This is a genomic window from Kitasatospora sp. NPDC001159 (assembly GCF_053598235.1).
Genome location: NZ_JBSFJV010000001.1, coordinates 276,738 through 292,740, shown reverse-complemented (window position 1 = coordinate 292,740; position 16,003 = coordinate 276,738). Strand labels below are relative to the sequence as shown.

Sequence of the window (16,003 nt, the reverse complement as noted above, 5' to 3'; positions counted from 1 at the left end):
CGGTGCGCGGCGCGGGGGGGGGCCGCCCGCCGCGCGCCCCCCCCCGCCGCCGTTCGGTCGGTGGCCGGTGGACCTAGATCAGGCCGTCCAGCTCGCGCAGCAGCGCGGCCTTCGGCCGCGCACCGGTGATCTGCTTCACCGGCTGGCCGTCCTTGTAGAGGATCAGGGTCGGGATCGAGATGACGTTGTACTCGGCGGCGGTCACCTGGTTGGCGTCCACGTCGAGCTTGGCAACGGTCAGCTTCTCGCCGTGCTCCGCCGCGATCTCCTCCAGGATCGGGGCGACCTGGCGGCACGGGCCGCACCAGGTGGCCCAGAAGTCGACCAGAACGGGCTTGTCGCTCTCCAGGACGTCGGACTTGAACGTCGCGTCGGTGACGGTGGTGGTGGCGCCGGCCACGGGAACTCCTCGGGTTCGGACGGAGGGGGCTGCCAGGAGAACAACGGACGGGCCCGTTCTGTTTCTGCCTGGCCGGGGCGGTGGGTGTTTCACGTGGAACACCCACCGCGGGGTGCGGTCGGTGGCGAGGGGGTCAGACCGCCACGGCGGCGGCCTTGGACTCCAGGTCGTCCAGCGCGGCCAGGTAGCGCTCGGCGTCCAGCGCGGCGGAGCAGCCGGTGCCGGCGGCGGTGATGGCCTGGCGGTAGGTGTGGTCCACAACGTCGCCGGCGCCGAACACGCCCTCGATGTTGGTCCGGGTCGAGGGGGACTCGACCTTGAGGTAGCCCTCGGCGTCGAGGTCCAGCTGGCCCTTGAAGAGGTCGGTGCGCGGGTCGTGGCCGATCGCGATGAACAGGCCGGTGACGTCCAGCTCACGGGTCTCGCCGGTGGTGGTGTCGCGCAGGGTGACGCCGGTCAGCTTCGGGTCGCCGTGGATGGCCTCCACCGCGCTGTCCCACTCGAAGCGGATCTTCGGGTCGGCGAAGGCACGCTCCTGCATCGCCTTGGAGGCGCGCAGGGTGTCCCGGCGGTGGATGATCGTGACGCTCTTGGCGAAGCGGGAGAGGAAGGTTGCCTCCTCCAGGGCGGTGTCGCCGCCGCCGACCACCGCGATGTCCTGGTCACGGAAGAAGAAGCCGTCGCAGGTCGCGCACCAGGAGACGCCGCGGCCGGAGAGCTTGTCCTCGTTCGGCAGGCCCAGCTTGCGGTGCTGGGAGCCGGTGGTGACGATCACGGCGCGGGCCTTGTGCACGTTGCCCTCGGAGTCGGTGACGGTCTTGATGTCACCGGTGAGGTCGACCGCGACGATGTCGTCCGGGACCAGCTCGGCGCCGAAGCGCTCGGCCTGCGCCCGCATGTTGTCCATCAGCTCGGGGCCCATGATGCCGTCCCGGAAGCCCGGGAAGTTCTCGACCTCGGTGGTGTTCATCAGCGCGCCACCGGCGGTGACGGCGCCCTCGAAGACCAGCGGCTTGAGGGAGGCGCGGGCCGTGTAGAGCGCGGACGTGTACCCGGCCGGGCCGGAACCGATGATGATCACGTTACGGACGTCGCTCACTGCTTCTCCTGGTTCGCATCGCGACCCGCGTTTGCTGCGGGGAGGGCGGTCCTGCTCCGCCGCCCGGGACAACGATTGACCAGTCTCTCGCATTCCCAGGCTGATCAGTACCAGGCGCCCGCAGTGTGGGAGCGGCGTGGCGTCCTGGTCGTCGATCGCATGGGAACGGACCCGCGACGGCTGGGAACGTCTGGTCAGCCCCTGGGGACGGTCCGCTGCAGCACGACCGGGCCGCAGTCGGGGGAGCGCAGATAGACGTCCACGAACCCGGGTCGGCCGGGGGCGGGGTAGACCAGGACGTCGACCGGAGCGCCCCGGAAGCTGCCCCGGTCGGTGGCCAGCGGGGTGCCCGGGGCGGGGGCCGGACAGGTGGCCGGCGAGGGCTGGGCGGGAGCGGGAGGAGAGGCGGCGGAGCTCGGGGCGGCCGAGGTGTTGGGCTCCGGCCGGACGCCCTCGGCGGGCGCCGCGGCGTCGGACTTGGCGGGCCCGGTCGCGCGCAGCCCGGGAGCGGTGCCGGAGCGGGCCAGCAACTGCTGGACCTGGGCGGCCAGTTGGTCCTCCTGGTAGACGGTGACCGAGCCGGTGCTGCGGGGGGTGCGGGCGCTCTGGTCGGTGGCGGAGGTGCCCGCCGGGGCGCCCGCGGTGACCGCGGGGTGGTCCGGGTCGGTGGAGTTCACCAGCAGCGCCCCGCCGAGCCCGAGGGCGGCCAGCACGGCGGCCGCGCCGAGCAGCAGACCGGCCCGCCGTCGGCGCGGACGGGGGCGGCCGGGTCCGGTGGCCGAGGCGGGGCGGGACGGGGGGCCGGAGGGCGCCGCAGCGGTCCGTGCGGACGGGGCCGGGGCGACCGTCCGGCGGCCGGTCCGGGCGGCCTCCTGGGGGCGGCTGGAGCCCTCGGCAGGGGCGTCCTCGGTACGGGTGGTGTCCTCGGTGCGGGCTGCCTCGGTCAGGGCGGCGTCCAGCCGGGCGGCGACGTCGGCGGGCATCGGCTCGGGCTCGACGGCGCCGAGCAGCGCCTGCACCTCGGCCAGCGCGTCGGCGGTCTCCCGGCACTCGGCGCAGCCGTCCAGGTGCCGGCGCAGCGCCCCGGCGACCTCGGCGGGCTCGACCAGACCCTCGGCGAGGTCGGCGAGCTCCTCGACGGAGGGGTGGGCGTCGGCGGGCTCGGGGGAGGAGAGGGGGGCGGTCATCGCGTGCTCGCATCTCCTTCCAGCATCGTCCGGCCGGTGTTCGGGCCTGTCCCTGTGACGGTGCGGGGGCCCGTCGGGTTCCCCTGGGCGTCCCGGCGCGACGGCGAGGCCGCGCCGGGGGTGCTCGGGGTCTGCCGTGCGGGTGTCCCGCGTCCCGGCGCGCCGCGTCCCGGTGTTCCACGTGGAACACCGGATCCGCCGTCCGCCTCGCGCAGGTGCCGGACCAGCGGCAACAGCCGGGCCCGGCCGCGCGCGCAGCGGCTCTTCACCGTGCCCACCGGGACGCCCAGCAGCTCGGCGGCCTCGGCCACGGGGTAGCCCTGCATGTCGACCAGGACCAGCGCGGCCCGCTGCTCGGGGGGCAGCTCGGCGAGCGCCGCGGTCAGCTCGCGGTGCACCTCGGCCCGGACCACCGGGGAGTCGGCCGGTTCGGCGGCGCCGAGCAGGGCGTCCAGCCGCTGCGGGTCGTCGTCCAGCGGGCTGGTGCGGCGGGAGGCGCTGCGCCGGGCGCGGTCCAGACAGGCGTTGACCACGATCCGGTGCAGCCAGGTGGTGACCGCCGAGCGGCCCTGGAAGCCGGGGGCGGCGCGGAAGGCGGAGACCAGCGCGTCCTGGAGGGCGTCGGCGGCCTCCTCGCGGTCGCCGAGGGTGCGCAGGGCGACCGCCCAGAGCCGGTCGCGGTGGCGGTTCACCAGCAGGCCGAAGGCCTCCGGGTCGCCGGCGACGTGCCGGGCGAGTAGCGCCGCGTCGTCCTCCGCCACTGCCACCCCTGGACCCCTTGCCGTCGTTCCGGTGCGCGGGTGTGCGGTCAGCCGGAGACCTTGACCTCGGCGACGTGGCCGCGGTACTTGCCGTCGTCATCCTTCGTCAGACCGGTCAGCCAGATCAAGAGGTAGCGCGTGGTGACCGGGGAGTCGAGGGTGTACTCGACGTTGGCGCCGTTCTTCTTGCCGACGACGGTGAAGGCGTCCGGCTTCGCCTCCATCGGGTTGGCGGCGGCGCCCGGGTTGGGCACGCGCAGCTCCGCCGTGTGCTCGCCCTGGAACTGGACGTTCACCGAGGAGACCTGCTGCGGCGAGCCGAGGTCGATCATCAGGCCGGTGCCCGGCAGGATGGAGCGCGGATTGGGGCCGATCTGGTCGGCGTACCAGCCGGTGGTCCAGGTGGTGCTCGGGTCGCCGTCGATGGCCTTGCCGAGGGTCTCCTTGCCCTGGAGCCCGCTGCCGAGCGGGTTGTACGACTGCGCGTCCTTGATCTGGATCGGTACCGGCGTGTGCGTCGTCGGGTGGGTGGTCGGTGCGGCGGTGCTGACCGACGGCTGTGGCTCGGCGACGGCCCCGCCGGTGTGGCGCAGGCTGCCGACGAACTGCCAGGAGGCGACACCGATCGCGCCCAGCGCGATCGTCCAGGCGGTGGCCTTGACCACTCGGCGCAGCCGTCGCCTGGTGCGCCGGGAGGAGGTCGGCCGGGAGGAGGGCGGCAGCGGGGCGACCGTCGTGTCGGCCACCCGGGTCGGGTTGGGCGCGGTGGGCAGGGCGTGGGTGTTGTGCCGGGGCGGGGCCTGGAAGGCGGGCAGCTCCGGTTCGGGCTGGCGGATCTTGGGCAGCCGGGCGATCGCCCGGACAAGCTCCTCCGGGGTGGTGATCGGCTCGGCGTGGTGCGGCGGGTGGTCGAACAGGGCCCGCGCGGCGAGTTCGGACAGGCCCTTGTGGACGCCCGCGCGGACCTGGTCCGGCGCGGCGTTCTGGAGGTCCTTCGGCAGTCCCTGGAGGTCGTAGCGGTCCTCCGGGTACGGCCAGCGGTGGGTGAGCGCGGCGAACAGCAGCACGCCGATCGCCCGGGTGTCGGTGCGCTGGGCGTCGTCGGCGGACTCCTCGGTGGGCAGCCCGCGCAGCGCGGCGTCCACCGCGATGCCGTTGATCCGGTACTGGCCGCTGTCGGTGCGCAGCACGCAGCGCGGGGTGAGCCGCAGGTGGGCCTGACCGCGGCGGTGCGCGGCGGCGACGGCGTCGGCGACCTGGCGGACCATCTGGTACGCCTCGTGCGGCTCCATCGGGCCGTTCGCGAGCAGCTTGGCGAGGTCGGCGGCGTGCGGCAGCCACTCCCGCACGACGAAGACCAGCTCGCCCTCCTGGACGGCGTCCAGGACCTGGACGAAGCGCGGGTCGCCGAGCAGGGCGGCGGACTTGGCGGCGGCCAGCACCTTGCGGGCGCGCTGGTGGCCGGAGGCCATCAGGTGGACGCCGACGGCCCGGCGCAGCTTCTCGTCGACGGCGCGCCAGCTGCTGAAGGTCTCGGTCTGGGAGATGCACTCCTCCAGCCGGTACCGGTGGCCGATCATGTCGCCGCTGTGCCGCGCCGGTGCGGGGAGGGTGCGCGGGAGGGTGGCGGTGTCGCGCGGGTCGACCGTGGGCTGCGGGTCGGTGGGGCGGCGCCCGGCGGCGGGCTCCGGAGCGGGGGCGGGCTTCTTGCGGGGGGAGCCGGCGGCCAGTTCGGCGGCGATCTCCTGGACCGAGAGCGGGGCGGTGATCTCGGAGGTCTCCTCGCCGACGGAGGCCTCCTGGTCGGGATCTGCGGGAGTGTCCTCACCGTCGGCCTCGGAGGCGTCCGTGGAGGCGTCCGTGGAGGAGGCGTCGGCGGCGCCCGCCGGGGCGGGCTTCCCGCCCCCGAGCTCGTCGATCGCCGCGGCCAGCGCGGCCTCGTCCGCCGCCGCGTCAGCTGCTGACGTGTCGACGACCGCCTTGGTGCCATCAGCCACCGTGGTCCTGCCTCCCCTTGTGTCGCCCCGGCCTGAGAGAGTCGCTGGAGCTGCGGATCGGCCGCCCTGTGCTCCAGGACAATTGTGCCCACTCTTCTCCACCGGGTACGACCGCTGAAAGGTCCGCTCGGTTGCCTACGGGTGGAGAGATGTGGTGCAGATCCGACACCGGGCCGCCACCTTGTGGGTCCGGAGAACCCCCGGTTCGGGCGGCGGCACAGCACTCGGCCGGACGGGCGGAGGCGGTGGTCGCCCCGGTTGACGCCCGGTCAGGGCGCCCGCTCGTCCGGCCGGTTGGCGCGGCGGTCAGCGGCCCAGTCGGCCGCGGACCATGCCCAGCATGGCGTTCAGCTCCTCGATCCGCAGGCGCTTCGCGATGAACACAAACACCACCAGTTGGATACCACCGGCCAGGACCAGCGACAGCACGCTGCCCGCCCAGCCGCCGAGCACCTGTTGGACCGCCAGGCTGACGCCGAGGCCGACCACCGCGGCCGGGACGCAGGCGGCGGCCAGCCGGCTGTACGTCTTGCCGATCCGCTTGGTGTCCAGCCCGCCGATCTTCTTCTTCAGCTTCGGCACCGCCACCGTCACTCCGACGGCGTAGGCGAGGCCGTAGCCGAAGGCCATCCCGGTCACGGTCCACTGCGCGGGCAGCGCGACCCAGCAGACCAGCGAGAAGCCGGCCTGGCAGGCGGCCACCCAGACGGTGTTGGAGAACGGCGTCCGGGTGTCCTCGTAGGCGTAGAAGCCGCGCAGCATCACGTACTGGGCCGAGTACGGGATCAGCCCGAGCGCGAAGGCCGAGAGCATCAGACCGACGTTGGTCGCGTTGTCCAGGGCCGTGGTCCCGCCGCCGACCGCGTAGATCGAGCGACCGATCGCCGGGCCGAGGGCCAGGAACAGGAAGGCCGCCGGAACGACCGCCACCGCGGTGGTGCGCAGCCCGTACGACAGGTCGTCGCGGACGGCGCCGGCGTCCTCGTCGGCCGCCGCCCGGGAGAGCCGGGGGAGCACCGCGCTCATGATCGAGACGGTGATGACGGCCTGCGGGAGCTGCCAGATCAGCAGGGCGTTGGAGAAGGCCGACAGACCGACACCACCGTGGCCGCCCTGCTCGGCGGCGCTGCCGGCGGCGGTGGCCAGCTGGGTGATGACCAGGTAGCCGGCCTGGTTGGCGAGGACGAAGAAGAAGGTCCACTTGGCCAGCCGGGCGGCCTTGCCCAGGCCGTGGCCGCGCCAGTCGAAGCGCGGCCGGAAGTGGAAGTCCGCGGCCCGCAGGTAGGGGATCATCGCCAGCGACTGGACCACCAGGCCGAGCAGGGTGCCCAGGCCGAGCAGCCGGACGCCCTCGGGGGAGATGTTCTCCGGGGTGACCTGGGTGCCGTTGTAGCCGCCGTAGACCCAGATGTACGCGCCGAAGGTGAAGATCACCACGATGTTGTTGAGGACCGGGGTCCACATCATCGCGCCGAACCGGCCGCGGGCGTTCAGGATCTGGCCCATCACCACATGGACGCCCATGAAGAAGATGGTCGGCAGGCAGTACCGGGCCAGCGCCACCGTGGTGTCGGCGCGGGCCGGGTTCGACATCATCGGGTGCGCGATCAGCTGGACCAGCAGGGGCGCTCCGAGCACCGCCAGGAACACCACGCCGCCGAGCCCGACCATCACCAGGGTGAGCAGTCGGCTGGCGTAGGCGGTGCCGCCGTCCTCGTCGTTCTTCATGCTGCGCACCAGCTGCGGCACGAAGACCGCGTTCAGCGCGCCGCCGCCGATCAGGATGTACAGCAGGGTCGGCAGGGTGTTCGCCGCGTTGTACGAGTCACCCATGACCGCGATGCCGATCGCACCGGCGATCACCATCGTCCGCAGGAACCCGGTGCCACGGGAGACCAGGGTGCCGGCCGCCATGATCGCGCTGGAGTTCAGCAGGCTGGCGACCTTGCCGCCGCCACCGCCGGAGGCCGGGGCCGGCTCGGCGGGCTGCGCCTGCTCCTGCGGCTGCGCGGTGCGCTCCTCGGCGAGGTCCGCCAGCGGCTCGACCGCCGGGGGCACCGCGACGGCGGCCACCTGCATGGTGGCCTCCTCCTCGGAGAGCGGCGGGTCGAACTCGATCGGCGGCACGAAGGGGCGCTGCCCGTCCGGGCCGCCGTGCTGCGGTTGCCCCGGGTAGCCGCCCACCGGCGGGTAGGGCGCGGCCGGGGGTACGGGCGCGGCCGGCTGGGCCGGGGCGGGCTGGGGCACCGGCGGCGGGGCCGCGGCCTCGGTCTGGTGGCCGCCGAACAGCGCGTCCACCCCGACGTACTCGGTGGTCTCGGTGTCCCAGGCCGAGTGCGCCGGGCCCGGCTCCCACTGCGGCTGGGGCTGCTCGGCGCCGGTCCACTGGCCGCCGTCCTGAGCCGGCTGCTGCGGCCAGGCGGCCTGCACCGGGGTGTCCCAGCCGGGCTGCACCGGCGGCACCGGGGGCGAGAACGGGGTCGGCGACGAGAACTGGGCCGGTGGCACCGGCGTCGGGTAGCCGCCGCCCTGCGGCGGCAGCTGCGGCGGCACGTCGTACGCGGTGGCCGGCGGCTGCGGCGCCGCGGGCCGCCCGGCTCGCAGGCCGTACGGGTCCTGGTCGTCCCGCGGGGTCCCGTACGCCTCGGCCGCGTACGGGTCCTGGGCGTAGGTGTCGGCCACGTACCAGTCGCCGGACGGCGACTCGGCGCCCGGCCGGCTCTCACCGCGGCCCGGCGGCCGCTCCTCGCTGCGCCCGGTCATGTCACCTCTTCGCTGTCGTGGGGGGAGGCCGGCCCGGCGTTACGGGGGGTCGGCGGTATCAAGGACCAACCTTCTCATCACTGGCGGCCCGATTCCGGCCATCCGGGCTGCTGGCGCGCGGTGTCTGCACGGGACCGTCACCGGCGGACTCCTCTGCCGGGCCGTCCTCAAGGCCGTTCTCCGGGCTGTTCCCCGGGTCTTCCGCGGGGGCCTCCGGCTCGGCCTCGGCGGCGTCCCCGGTACCGTCCGTCGCGGGGCCGTCGCCGACCGGCTGGTCGCCGTCCTCGTGCGGCTGCCCGCCGCGGCGCTTGCGCTGGCGGACGAAGCGCAGCGCGGCCAGCAGCAGCAGGACACCGGCGCCGGCGAAGACGTACAGCACCCCGTTGGTCACCGAGCTGACCTCGACCCGGAACGCCTGGGGCTCGCCGTACGGGTGAGGGTTGGGGCCGGTGGTCCAGAGCTGGGCGATCATGGTGACTCGGCCGTTGCTGCGGGCCTCGGCCGGGAAGCGCAGGGTGACGCTCTGCGAGGCCGGGATGACCAGCTCCTCCTCCTTGCTCACCCACACCCTGTTCGGCTGGGTCGAGGTGAGCACCAGCTTCAGGTTGGTGACCGTCTGGGTGAGGTCGTTCTTCACGCTGACCTGGAGCTGTCCGGTGTTCCCGGCCAGGGTGACGGCCGTCTTCGGCGGCACCTTGACGGCGTCGGTGAGCTCCTTCAGGTACTTCGTGACGCCGTTGCGGTAGGTGTCGCCGGCCGACGGCTGGGTGCGCCACTCGGTGGAGAGCGAGCGGACCATGGCGGCGCTGAACGGGCCGCGCACCCGCTGCGGCAGGGTGAGCACCCGCATCAGGACGTCCAGGTTCTGCTGGATCTCGTCGGTGCTGCTCAGGTCGGCGGCCGACAGCTCGGTGGCCCGGGCCTGGGTCGGATAGTCGGCGGGCGAGGGGACGCCGGTGTTGGACTTCGGGTCCGGCGCGGACTGGGCCAGCGCGTCCAGCTTCACCGGGGTCAGCCACTTGTCGGTCGCCGCCTGCAGCGCGCCCGCCAGCACCTTGGCGGTGGCGGCGGACAGCTCGCGCGGCGGCATGACCAGCAGGCCGCGCTGGTTCTGCGGCTGCTCGTGGGTGATCGTGTAGGTCTCGGCCAGGAAGCGCTGGGTCGCCTCGGTCTGGTCCTTCGGGCTGGTCAGGTCCTTCTGGAAGAGCGAGGAGACCGTCTCGTCGGCGACCAGGGCGTTCTGGCCGTTGCCGATCGGGCGCACTGCGGTCGGGGTGTAGTTCACCGCGTCCGGCTCGGGCATGCTCGCGCCGTCGACCAGCACCAGCCCGCTGCCCGCCTGCCGGGCGATGCCGGCGATCTGCTGGTCGAGGTAGCCCTGGTACGGCCAGGCCACGTCGGAGCGGGTGTCCACGGACAGCCGGCCCTCGACGGTCAGCCGGCCGGCGGTGGCCGCCTTGTTCAGGGCGGTGCCCATTCCGGTCAGGTCGGCGCCGTTGTGCGCGATCGAGGCGAGGTCGGGGTCGGCGTACGGCAGCGCGACCACCTGGCTGCCCTGCTTGGCGACGGCCGCGCGCAGCTTCTCCAGCCAGGCCGCGGCGGCGGCCGAGCCGGTGCCCGGGACGGTGTTGTCGTCCCTGGCCGGCTTGCCCGGATCCGTGCCCGGCTTCTGCACCCGGTACAGCTTGTTGGTCATCGCGAACGCGGTGTCCAGCAGGTCCGGGTCGACCACCCAGGTCAGCCCGGTCAGCTTGGAGCCGGTGTCCACCAGTTCGTACAGCCGGCCGCCCGGCGCGAACTCGGCGGCCAGGCTGTCGTCGCGCAGCACCGGGACGGTCTGGTCGTTGTCGGAGACGGTCTGTGCGGCCAGCACCGGCGCGTGCACCAGCGGCCAGAGCGTGGTGATCTTCGTCGGCTGGGCCTCGGTGCCGCCCTGGCTGTAGGGCAGGAAGGTGCGGGCGATGCCCAGGGCCCGGTCGTGCGAGTTTTCGGCGGTCGCGCCCCAGGCGTCCACCGCGAGCTCGTAGACGCCGTTGTCGGACAGCCCGAGGTCGCTCACCGCGACGCTCAGGGTGTACGGCTGGCTCTGGCCCGGATTCAGCTCCGGCAGGGCGTACTGCGGGCTGTCCAGCTCCACGCCGTCCGCGCCGCTGGGCGCGTTGCGGGTGGCCACCGACTGCAGCTCGCTGCGCCGCTGCAGCGGCTTGCTGGAGAACGGCTTGCGGACCGCCGCGTGGGCGCCCTTGATCGCCGACTTGCCGGCGTTGGTGACGTGCCCGCTGATGCTCACGGTGCCGTTCTGGGCGGCGACCTGCGGGGTCACCGTCTCGATGGTCAGCACCACCGGGTACTCCGCGGTGGCCGTGGCGTCGGCGGCCGGGCGGATGTTGCCGCCGGACGGCAGCGCCATGGCGGGCGCGGCCGTGAACAGGGTCAGGGCGGCCGCGCAGGCGGCGGCGAAGCGGCGGGCGCGGCGGCCCGGGCTCCGTCCGTCGGCGGCTCGTGCCCCGGGATGTCCGCTGGGACGTTCGGCGGGGCCTGCGGCCCGTCCAGGCTGTCGGTGCGCCCCCAGGCCCGAGTGCCGTGCCGGCTCACTCACTCGTTTCGCCCTCGCCGTTCTCGATCGCTCGCTGCTGATGCTGTCCGCCCGGCGCTGCCGCCCGACGTTCCCCGCTCGACGTTCTTCGCTTGACGCTGTTCGCCACTGCTGCCACGGAGGGTTCCGTCGGCTGAGGCGGCACGCGACACCGCATCCCCGGTTCCGGTGTCCGAGATTCGTCCACCGGCATGGTAACGATCCAGCCTGGCGTGCAGTGTTGGGGGCCGTGGGGTGAGACGTCCAAAACGCGCGGGCGGTTGACCTGTCGGGGCACGTACCCTTGTGAGCCGTGTCCACTGCCAATGAGTCCACCGCGCGCACCGATCGTTCCCGCACCGCCGTCCAGGTCGTCCCAGGCCTGAGCGAGGCCCAGGCCATGGGGCTGCAAGAGCTGCTGCGGGTGTCGCCGGTCGCCGACGAGATCGCCCGCCGGTTCCAGGCGGCCGGTCACCGGCTGGCGCTGGTCGGCGGCTCGGTGCGGGACGCGCTGCTCGGCCGGCTCGGCAACGACCTGGACTTCACCACCGACGCCCGCCCGCAGCAGGTGCTCAAGCTGGTCAAGGGCTGGGCGGACGCGGTCTGGGACGTCGGCATCGCCTTCGGCACGGTCGGCGCCCGCAAGGACACCCCCGAGGGTTCCTTCCTGATCGAGATCACCACCTACCGCTCCGAGGCGTACGACCGCACCTCGCGCAAGCCCGAGGTCAGCTACGGCGACACCATCGAGCAGGACCTGGTCCGTCGGGACTTCACGGTCAACGCGATGGCCGTCGACCTGCCCGGCCGCGGCTTCGTCGATCCGCACCACGGCCTGGAGGACCTGGAGGCCCGGGTGCTGCGCACCCCCGCCACCCCCGAGGAGTCCTTCTCCGACGACCCGCTGCGGATGATGCGGGCCGCCCGCTTCGCCGCCCAGCTGGACTTCGACCCGGCGCCCGAGGTGGTCGCCGCGATGACGGCGATGGCCGAGCGGATCACCATCGTCTCGGCCGAGCGGGTGCAGGCCGAGCTGAACAAGCTGCTGCTGGCCAAGCACCCGGTGAAGGGCCTGCGGCTGCTGGTCGACACCGGCCTGGCCGGGTACGTGCTGCCCGAGCTGCCCGCGCTGCGGCTGGAGCGCGACGAGCACCACCGGCACAAGGACGTCTACGAGCACTCGCTGACCGTCCTGGAGCAGGCCATCGACCTGGAGCAGGACGGCCCGGACCTCACCCTGCGGCTGGCCGCGCTGCTGCACGACATCGGCAAGCCGCGCACCCGCCGCTTCGAGGCGGACGGCCGGGTCTCCTTCCACCACCACGAGGTGGTCGGCGCCAAGATGACCCGCAAGCGGATGCGCGAGCTCAAGTACTCCAAGGAGCTCACCGAGGACGTCTCCCGCCTCGTGGAGCTGCACCTGCGCTTCCACGGCTACGGCGGCGGCGAGTGGACCGATTCCGCGGTGCGCCGCTACGTGACCGACGCCGGGCCGCTGCTGGAGCGCCTGCACATTCTGACCCGCTCGGACTGCACCACCCGCAACCGCAAGAAGGCCGCCGCGCTGTCGCGCACCTACGACGGCCTGGAGGAGCGGATCACCGAGCTGAAGGCGCAGGAGGAGCTGGACGCCGTCCGCCCGGCGCTGGACGGCAACCAGATCATGGAACTGCTCGGCCTCAAGCCCGGCCCGCAGGTCGGCAAGGCGTACAAGCACATGCTCGAACTGCGACTGGAGCACGGCCCGATGGAGCACGACGCGGCGGTCGCGGCGCTGCGGGCCTGGTGGGCCGAGCAGCAGGGCTGAGGCCCCGGCCACGACGACGCGAGGGGCGGTTCCGGCACTCGGCCGGGACCGCCCCTCGCGCGTGCGTCCGGTTACTGGAGCTGCTTGAGGCAGAGCACGTAGTCCAGGGCCGGGAAGTTGGGGTGCTTGCTGGTGTACCAGCCGTCCGCCTTCGGCTGCTTCTCGCAGGCCTTCTTGTCGGAGGTGGCGAGGTACTTGTAGATCACCTTGTACTGAGCCTTGGAGTCGGTGCAGGGCAGCACGGTGACCTTCGGGTTGGTGTCGGTGGTCTCGCTGGTGCCGTTCTCGTTGCGCAGGCAGTCGCCGACCTTGGCGTCGTCCGGGCCGTTCGTGTCGACCGGGGGCGGGGTGGTGATCGGCGGCAGGGTGATGCTCGGCAGCGGCGGCAGGGTGAAGGTCGGCGAGGGGGAGGTCGGCATCGGCAGCGGCGTCGGCGAGAAGGTGGTCACCGGCGTCGGGGTCGGTCCCGGGTCCGCGTTGTTGTTGTCGTCCTTCGGGCCGAGCACCCCGGTGGCCGCCAGGATCACGGTGACCGCCAGCGAGACCGGCAGCAGCAGCATGGCCATGTGCGGTCGCCGGCCCAGCGGGACGCCCGGGTCGAGCTGCGGACCATGGGTGCCCGGCATCGGCGGCGGCAGCTGCTTGATCCGGCCGTTGGCGGCCAGGTTCATCAGCAGGGTGATCGGGGTCAGGATCAGCGACGCCGGGCTCCACCAGCCCTGGACCAGGGTCCGGGCGGACATGTCGCGCACGGTGGCGGTCCCGCAGGTGCGGCAGAACGGGCCGTGCGTCCGCAGCATCCGGTAGGCCAGGACCAGGCCCTGGTGACCGCGGACGGTGGCGCTCGCCGCCGGGTAGCCGCCGCAGAAGCGGCAGGTCTGATCGTTCATCGGGGCCGGCAGCGGGTACCCGTAGCCGTAGCCGGGCGGCTGGGCGCCGTACGGCGGCTCCGGCGGCGGGGCGCTCGGGTAGCCGTAGCCGGGCGGGCCCGGGGACGGCGGGGGCGGCGCGCCGTACGGCTGGGCGCCGCCGTAGGGGTTGCCGTCGCCCGGCGGGGGGCCGTACGGCATCTGGGGCGGAGGCGGAACGGACAAGTGGTCCCCCCGGAGAAGGGTGATGGTTGACGAGGTCAGGACTTGTTCACCGGCGGGTAGCCGGTGGTGCTGGGGGCGGCGGGGACCAGCGAACCGAGGCAGAGCACGTACCGCTTGGTGTTCCAGCGGCGGCCGCTCTTGCCGTAGACGGTGCGCGCGGTCTGCGGCGTCTGCTGGCAGCGGTTCACGTCGGTAGTGCCGGTGAACTTCGCCAGCACCTTGTAATTCGCCTTCGAGTCAGTGCACTTGACGATCTTGATGTCGCTGTAGCCGCTCACCCGGACACAGTCGCCGACCTTGGCGCTGCTGACGCTCGGGCTGGCCACGAAGTAGGCGACGGCCAGTGCCACGCAGCCGCCGGCCGCGCCGACGATCCGCAGCTTGGACCGGGCGCCGCGCTTGGCGGCCGGTGCCGCGGGCGTCGGGCCGGGCTGCGGGTAGCCGTACGCCCCGGCGGGCGGCTGCTGCGCGTAGGGCTGTGGCTGCGGCGGGTACGGCTGCGGTTGCGGCTGCCCGTAGGGAGCCTGCCCGTACGGGGCCTGGGCGTAGGGCTGCTGCCCGTACGCCTGCGGGGGCGGCCCGAAGCCGGCCGGTGCCGCCGGGGCAGGTGGTGGCGGCCCGTACGGGCTGGGCGGTGTGCTCATCAGTTTGTCCCCCGAGACCAAGTGCTGTCGTTCCGACAGGTTTACGTACCTTAGCGACTGGGACGGACGCAATCCGTCCGGAGGACGCAAGGGATTTCGGCACCAGGCGGTTTCCATTCCGGGACAGCACGGTTTCAGACACCGGTGGTTCGGACACCGCAGTGTTCGGACACGGCGGCGTTCAGACCGTGCGGTGTTCCGGCAGCGCGGCTTCAGGCCAGCCGGTCGCCGGGCAGCGGACCGGTCCGCCGGGCGGCCCGCAGGTAGAGCGCCGCGGTGAGCGCGTACACCGCCGCCACCCCGATGACCACCGGCACCGAACGGCCGGACAGCGGCAGCACCAGCGCGGTGACCAGGGCAGCGGCCACGAAGGCGACGTTGAACAGCACGTCGTAGATGGCGAAGACCCGGCCGCGGTACTCGTCCTCGACCGACTCCTGAACGACCGTGTCGGCGCAGATCTTGGTGCCCTGGGTGACCCCCCCGAGCAGCAGCGCGGCGACCAGGCAGGGCACCGGGGCGAAGAACAGGCCCAGCGCGGGGACGAAGAGGACCGGGGCGACCAGACAGGCCGTCATCCAGCCGGCCAGGCCAAGCCGCCGGGTGCACCAGGGACTGACCACGGCGGCCACGAAGAACCCGGCGGCGGACAGCCCGACGGTCTGGCCGAGGGTGGCCAGTCCGGCCGCGCTGTCGGCCGGGTCGTTGAAGGTGTACCGGGCGAGCATCACCACGACCACGATCAGCACGCCGTAGCAGAACCGGGCCGCGGTGACGGCGGCCAGCGCGTGCACGGCCGGTCGGCAGTCCCGCCGCAGGTGGCGGACGGCGGCGCCGAGTTCGACGGCGGCCCGCAGCAGCGCCTGGCCGAGCGCCGGGTGGTCGCCGTGCTTCTCCGGGCCGAGCAGGTCGCGGTCCATCCGGCGGGCGGCCAGCGCGGCCGACAGGTAGAGCAGCGAGGCGACCGTGACCAGCGCGGCGTCCGCCCGCGGCCCGGGAGTCATCACCTGGTGCAGCAGGAAGCCGATGCCCCCGCCCGAGGCTGCGGCGACCGTCCCGAGGGTGGGGGAGAGGGCGTTGGCGGTGACCAGCTGGTCCTGCTCCACCACCCGGGGCAGGGCGGCGGACAGACCGGCCAGGATGAACCGGTTGAGCGCGGTGACCAGCAGCGCGGAGGCGAAGAACAGCCAGGTCGGCGCCTCGACCAGCAACAGCGCGCCGGTGCCCAGGCCCAGCCCGAAGCGGGCCAGGTTGCCGAAGTAGAGCACCTGGCGGCGGCGCCAGCGGTCCAGCAGCACCCCGGCGAACGGGCCGATCACCGAGAACGGCAGCAGCATCACGGCCAGCACCGAGGCGATGTCGGCGGGGGAGGACTGCTTCTCGGGGGAGAAGACCACGTAGGCGGCGAGCGAGACCTGGAAGACGCCGTCCGAGAGCTGGGAGAGCACCCGGGCGGTCAGCAGCCGGCGGAAGTCCCGGCCCCGGAGCAGACCGAGGAGTGTGGCGCGGTGCGCGGACTGGTGGGTACTGCCGTTCTCGGTGATCGCCACCCGCCCAGGGTGCCACGGAACCGGTCGCCGTTTCACGTGAAACATTTGCCCCGGAAACGTGAAGGGCTCACGATCTGGTGATCGTGAGCCCTTCGGAAGAGCTACGAGCGACGACGAGCCGTCAGC

The 16,003-nt window shown here is 73.3% G+C and carries 11 protein-coding genes; 1 reads left to right on the top strand and 10 read right to left on the bottom strand.

Annotated elements, in window-relative coordinates; genetic code table 11:
• Positions 1-73: 73 nt before the first annotated feature.
• The 7 genes from trxA to ACWC9T_RS01390 form a co-directional block, all read right to left on the bottom strand.
• Positions 74-400 carry a thioredoxin gene (trxA, locus tag ACWC9T_RS01420; protein ID WP_449819017.1) on the bottom strand — a complete coding sequence of 109 codons (327 nt, stop codon included), beginning with the start codon at positions 398-400 and terminating at the stop codon, positions 74-76.
• Between the two features lie 133 nt (positions 401-533).
• A complete protein-coding gene (trxB, locus tag ACWC9T_RS01415) occupies positions 534-1,499 on the bottom strand; it encodes a thioredoxin-disulfide reductase (RefSeq protein WP_355668913.1) in 966 nt (321 codons plus the stop codon).
• A gap of 194 nt (positions 1,500-1,693) precedes the next feature.
• The gene (locus ACWC9T_RS01410) at positions 1,694-2,686 is read right to left on the bottom strand and encodes a hypothetical protein (protein WP_449819016.1); all 993 of its coding nucleotides are present in this window, start codon (positions 2,684-2,686) and stop codon (positions 1,694-1,696) included.
• On the bottom strand, positions 2,683-3,453 hold the full coding sequence (gene sigM, locus ACWC9T_RS01405; protein WP_449819015.1) for an RNA polymerase sigma factor SigM: 771 nt from the start codon (positions 3,451-3,453) through the stop codon (positions 2,683-2,685). The genes ACWC9T_RS01410 and sigM overlap by 4 nt, the downstream gene beginning before the upstream one ends.
• Before the next feature lie 41 nt (positions 3,454-3,494).
• Positions 3,495-5,444, bottom strand: a complete 1,950-nt coding sequence (locus tag ACWC9T_RS01400) for a protein kinase family protein (protein WP_449819014.1) — start codon at positions 5,442-5,444, stop codon at positions 3,495-3,497.
• A gap of 306 nt (positions 5,445-5,750) precedes the next feature.
• Entirely contained in the window at positions 5,751-8,207 is a 2,457-nt protein-coding gene (gene murJ, locus ACWC9T_RS01395; protein WP_449819013.1) for a murein biosynthesis integral membrane protein MurJ, read from the bottom strand.
• A 58-nt stretch (positions 8,208-8,265) separates the two neighbouring features.
• Positions 8,266-10,806 carry a DUF6049 family protein gene (locus tag ACWC9T_RS01390; RefSeq protein ID WP_449819012.1) on the bottom strand — a complete coding sequence of 847 codons (2,541 nt, stop codon included), beginning with the start codon at positions 10,804-10,806 and terminating at the stop codon, positions 8,266-8,268.
• 376 nt (positions 10,807-11,182) lie between these two features.
• Between ACWC9T_RS01390 and ACWC9T_RS01385 the strand changes: the two genes are divergently transcribed.
• Positions 11,183-12,589 carry a CCA tRNA nucleotidyltransferase gene (locus ACWC9T_RS01385; protein WP_449819028.1) on the top strand — a complete coding sequence of 469 codons (1,407 nt, stop codon included), beginning with the start codon at positions 11,183-11,185 and terminating at the stop codon, positions 12,587-12,589.
• A gap of 71 nt (positions 12,590-12,660) precedes the next feature.
• Here the strand turns inward: ACWC9T_RS01385 and ACWC9T_RS01380 are convergent, their stop codons facing one another.
• From ACWC9T_RS01380 to ACWC9T_RS01370, 3 genes are all read right to left on the bottom strand, one after another.
• Positions 12,661-13,659: an LppU/SCO3897 family protein gene (locus ACWC9T_RS01380; protein WP_449819011.1), complete on the bottom strand. Its 999-nt coding sequence runs from the start codon at positions 13,657-13,659 to the stop codon at positions 12,661-12,663.
• Between the two features lie 59 nt (positions 13,660-13,718).
• Positions 13,719-14,327: an LppU/SCO3897 family protein gene (locus ACWC9T_RS01375; protein WP_449819010.1), complete on the bottom strand. Its 609-nt coding sequence runs from the start codon at positions 14,325-14,327 to the stop codon at positions 13,719-13,721.
• 212 nt (positions 14,328-14,539) lie between these two features.
• The gene (locus ACWC9T_RS01370; protein ID WP_449819009.1) at positions 14,540-15,877 is read right to left on the bottom strand and encodes an MFS transporter; all 1,338 of its coding nucleotides are present in this window, start codon (positions 15,875-15,877) and stop codon (positions 14,540-14,542) included.
• Positions 15,878-16,003 lie beyond the last annotated feature (126 nt).

What these genes read in the sequence shown, in the direction of transcription:
- ACWC9T_RS01410 (WP_449819016.1), bottom strand. Translation starts at nt 2,686, where the DNA reads ATGACCGCCCCCCTCTCCTCCCCCGAGCCCGCCGACGCCCACCCCTCC.
- murJ (WP_449819013.1), bottom strand. Translation starts at nt 8,207, where the DNA reads ATGACCGGGCGCAGCGAGGAGCGGCCGCCGGGCCGCGGTGAGAGCCGG.
- ACWC9T_RS01385 (WP_449819028.1), top strand. Translation starts at nt 11,183, where the DNA reads ATGGGGCTGCAAGAGCTGCTGCGGGTGTCGCCGGTCGCCGACGAGATC.
- ACWC9T_RS01375 (WP_449819010.1), bottom strand. Translation starts at nt 14,327, where the DNA reads ATGAGCACACCGCCCAGCCCGTACGGGCCGCCACCACCTGCCCCGGCG.
- ACWC9T_RS01380 (WP_449819011.1), bottom strand. Translation starts at nt 13,659, where the DNA reads ATGCCGTACGGCCCCCCGCCGGGCGACGGCAACCCCTACGGCGGCGCC.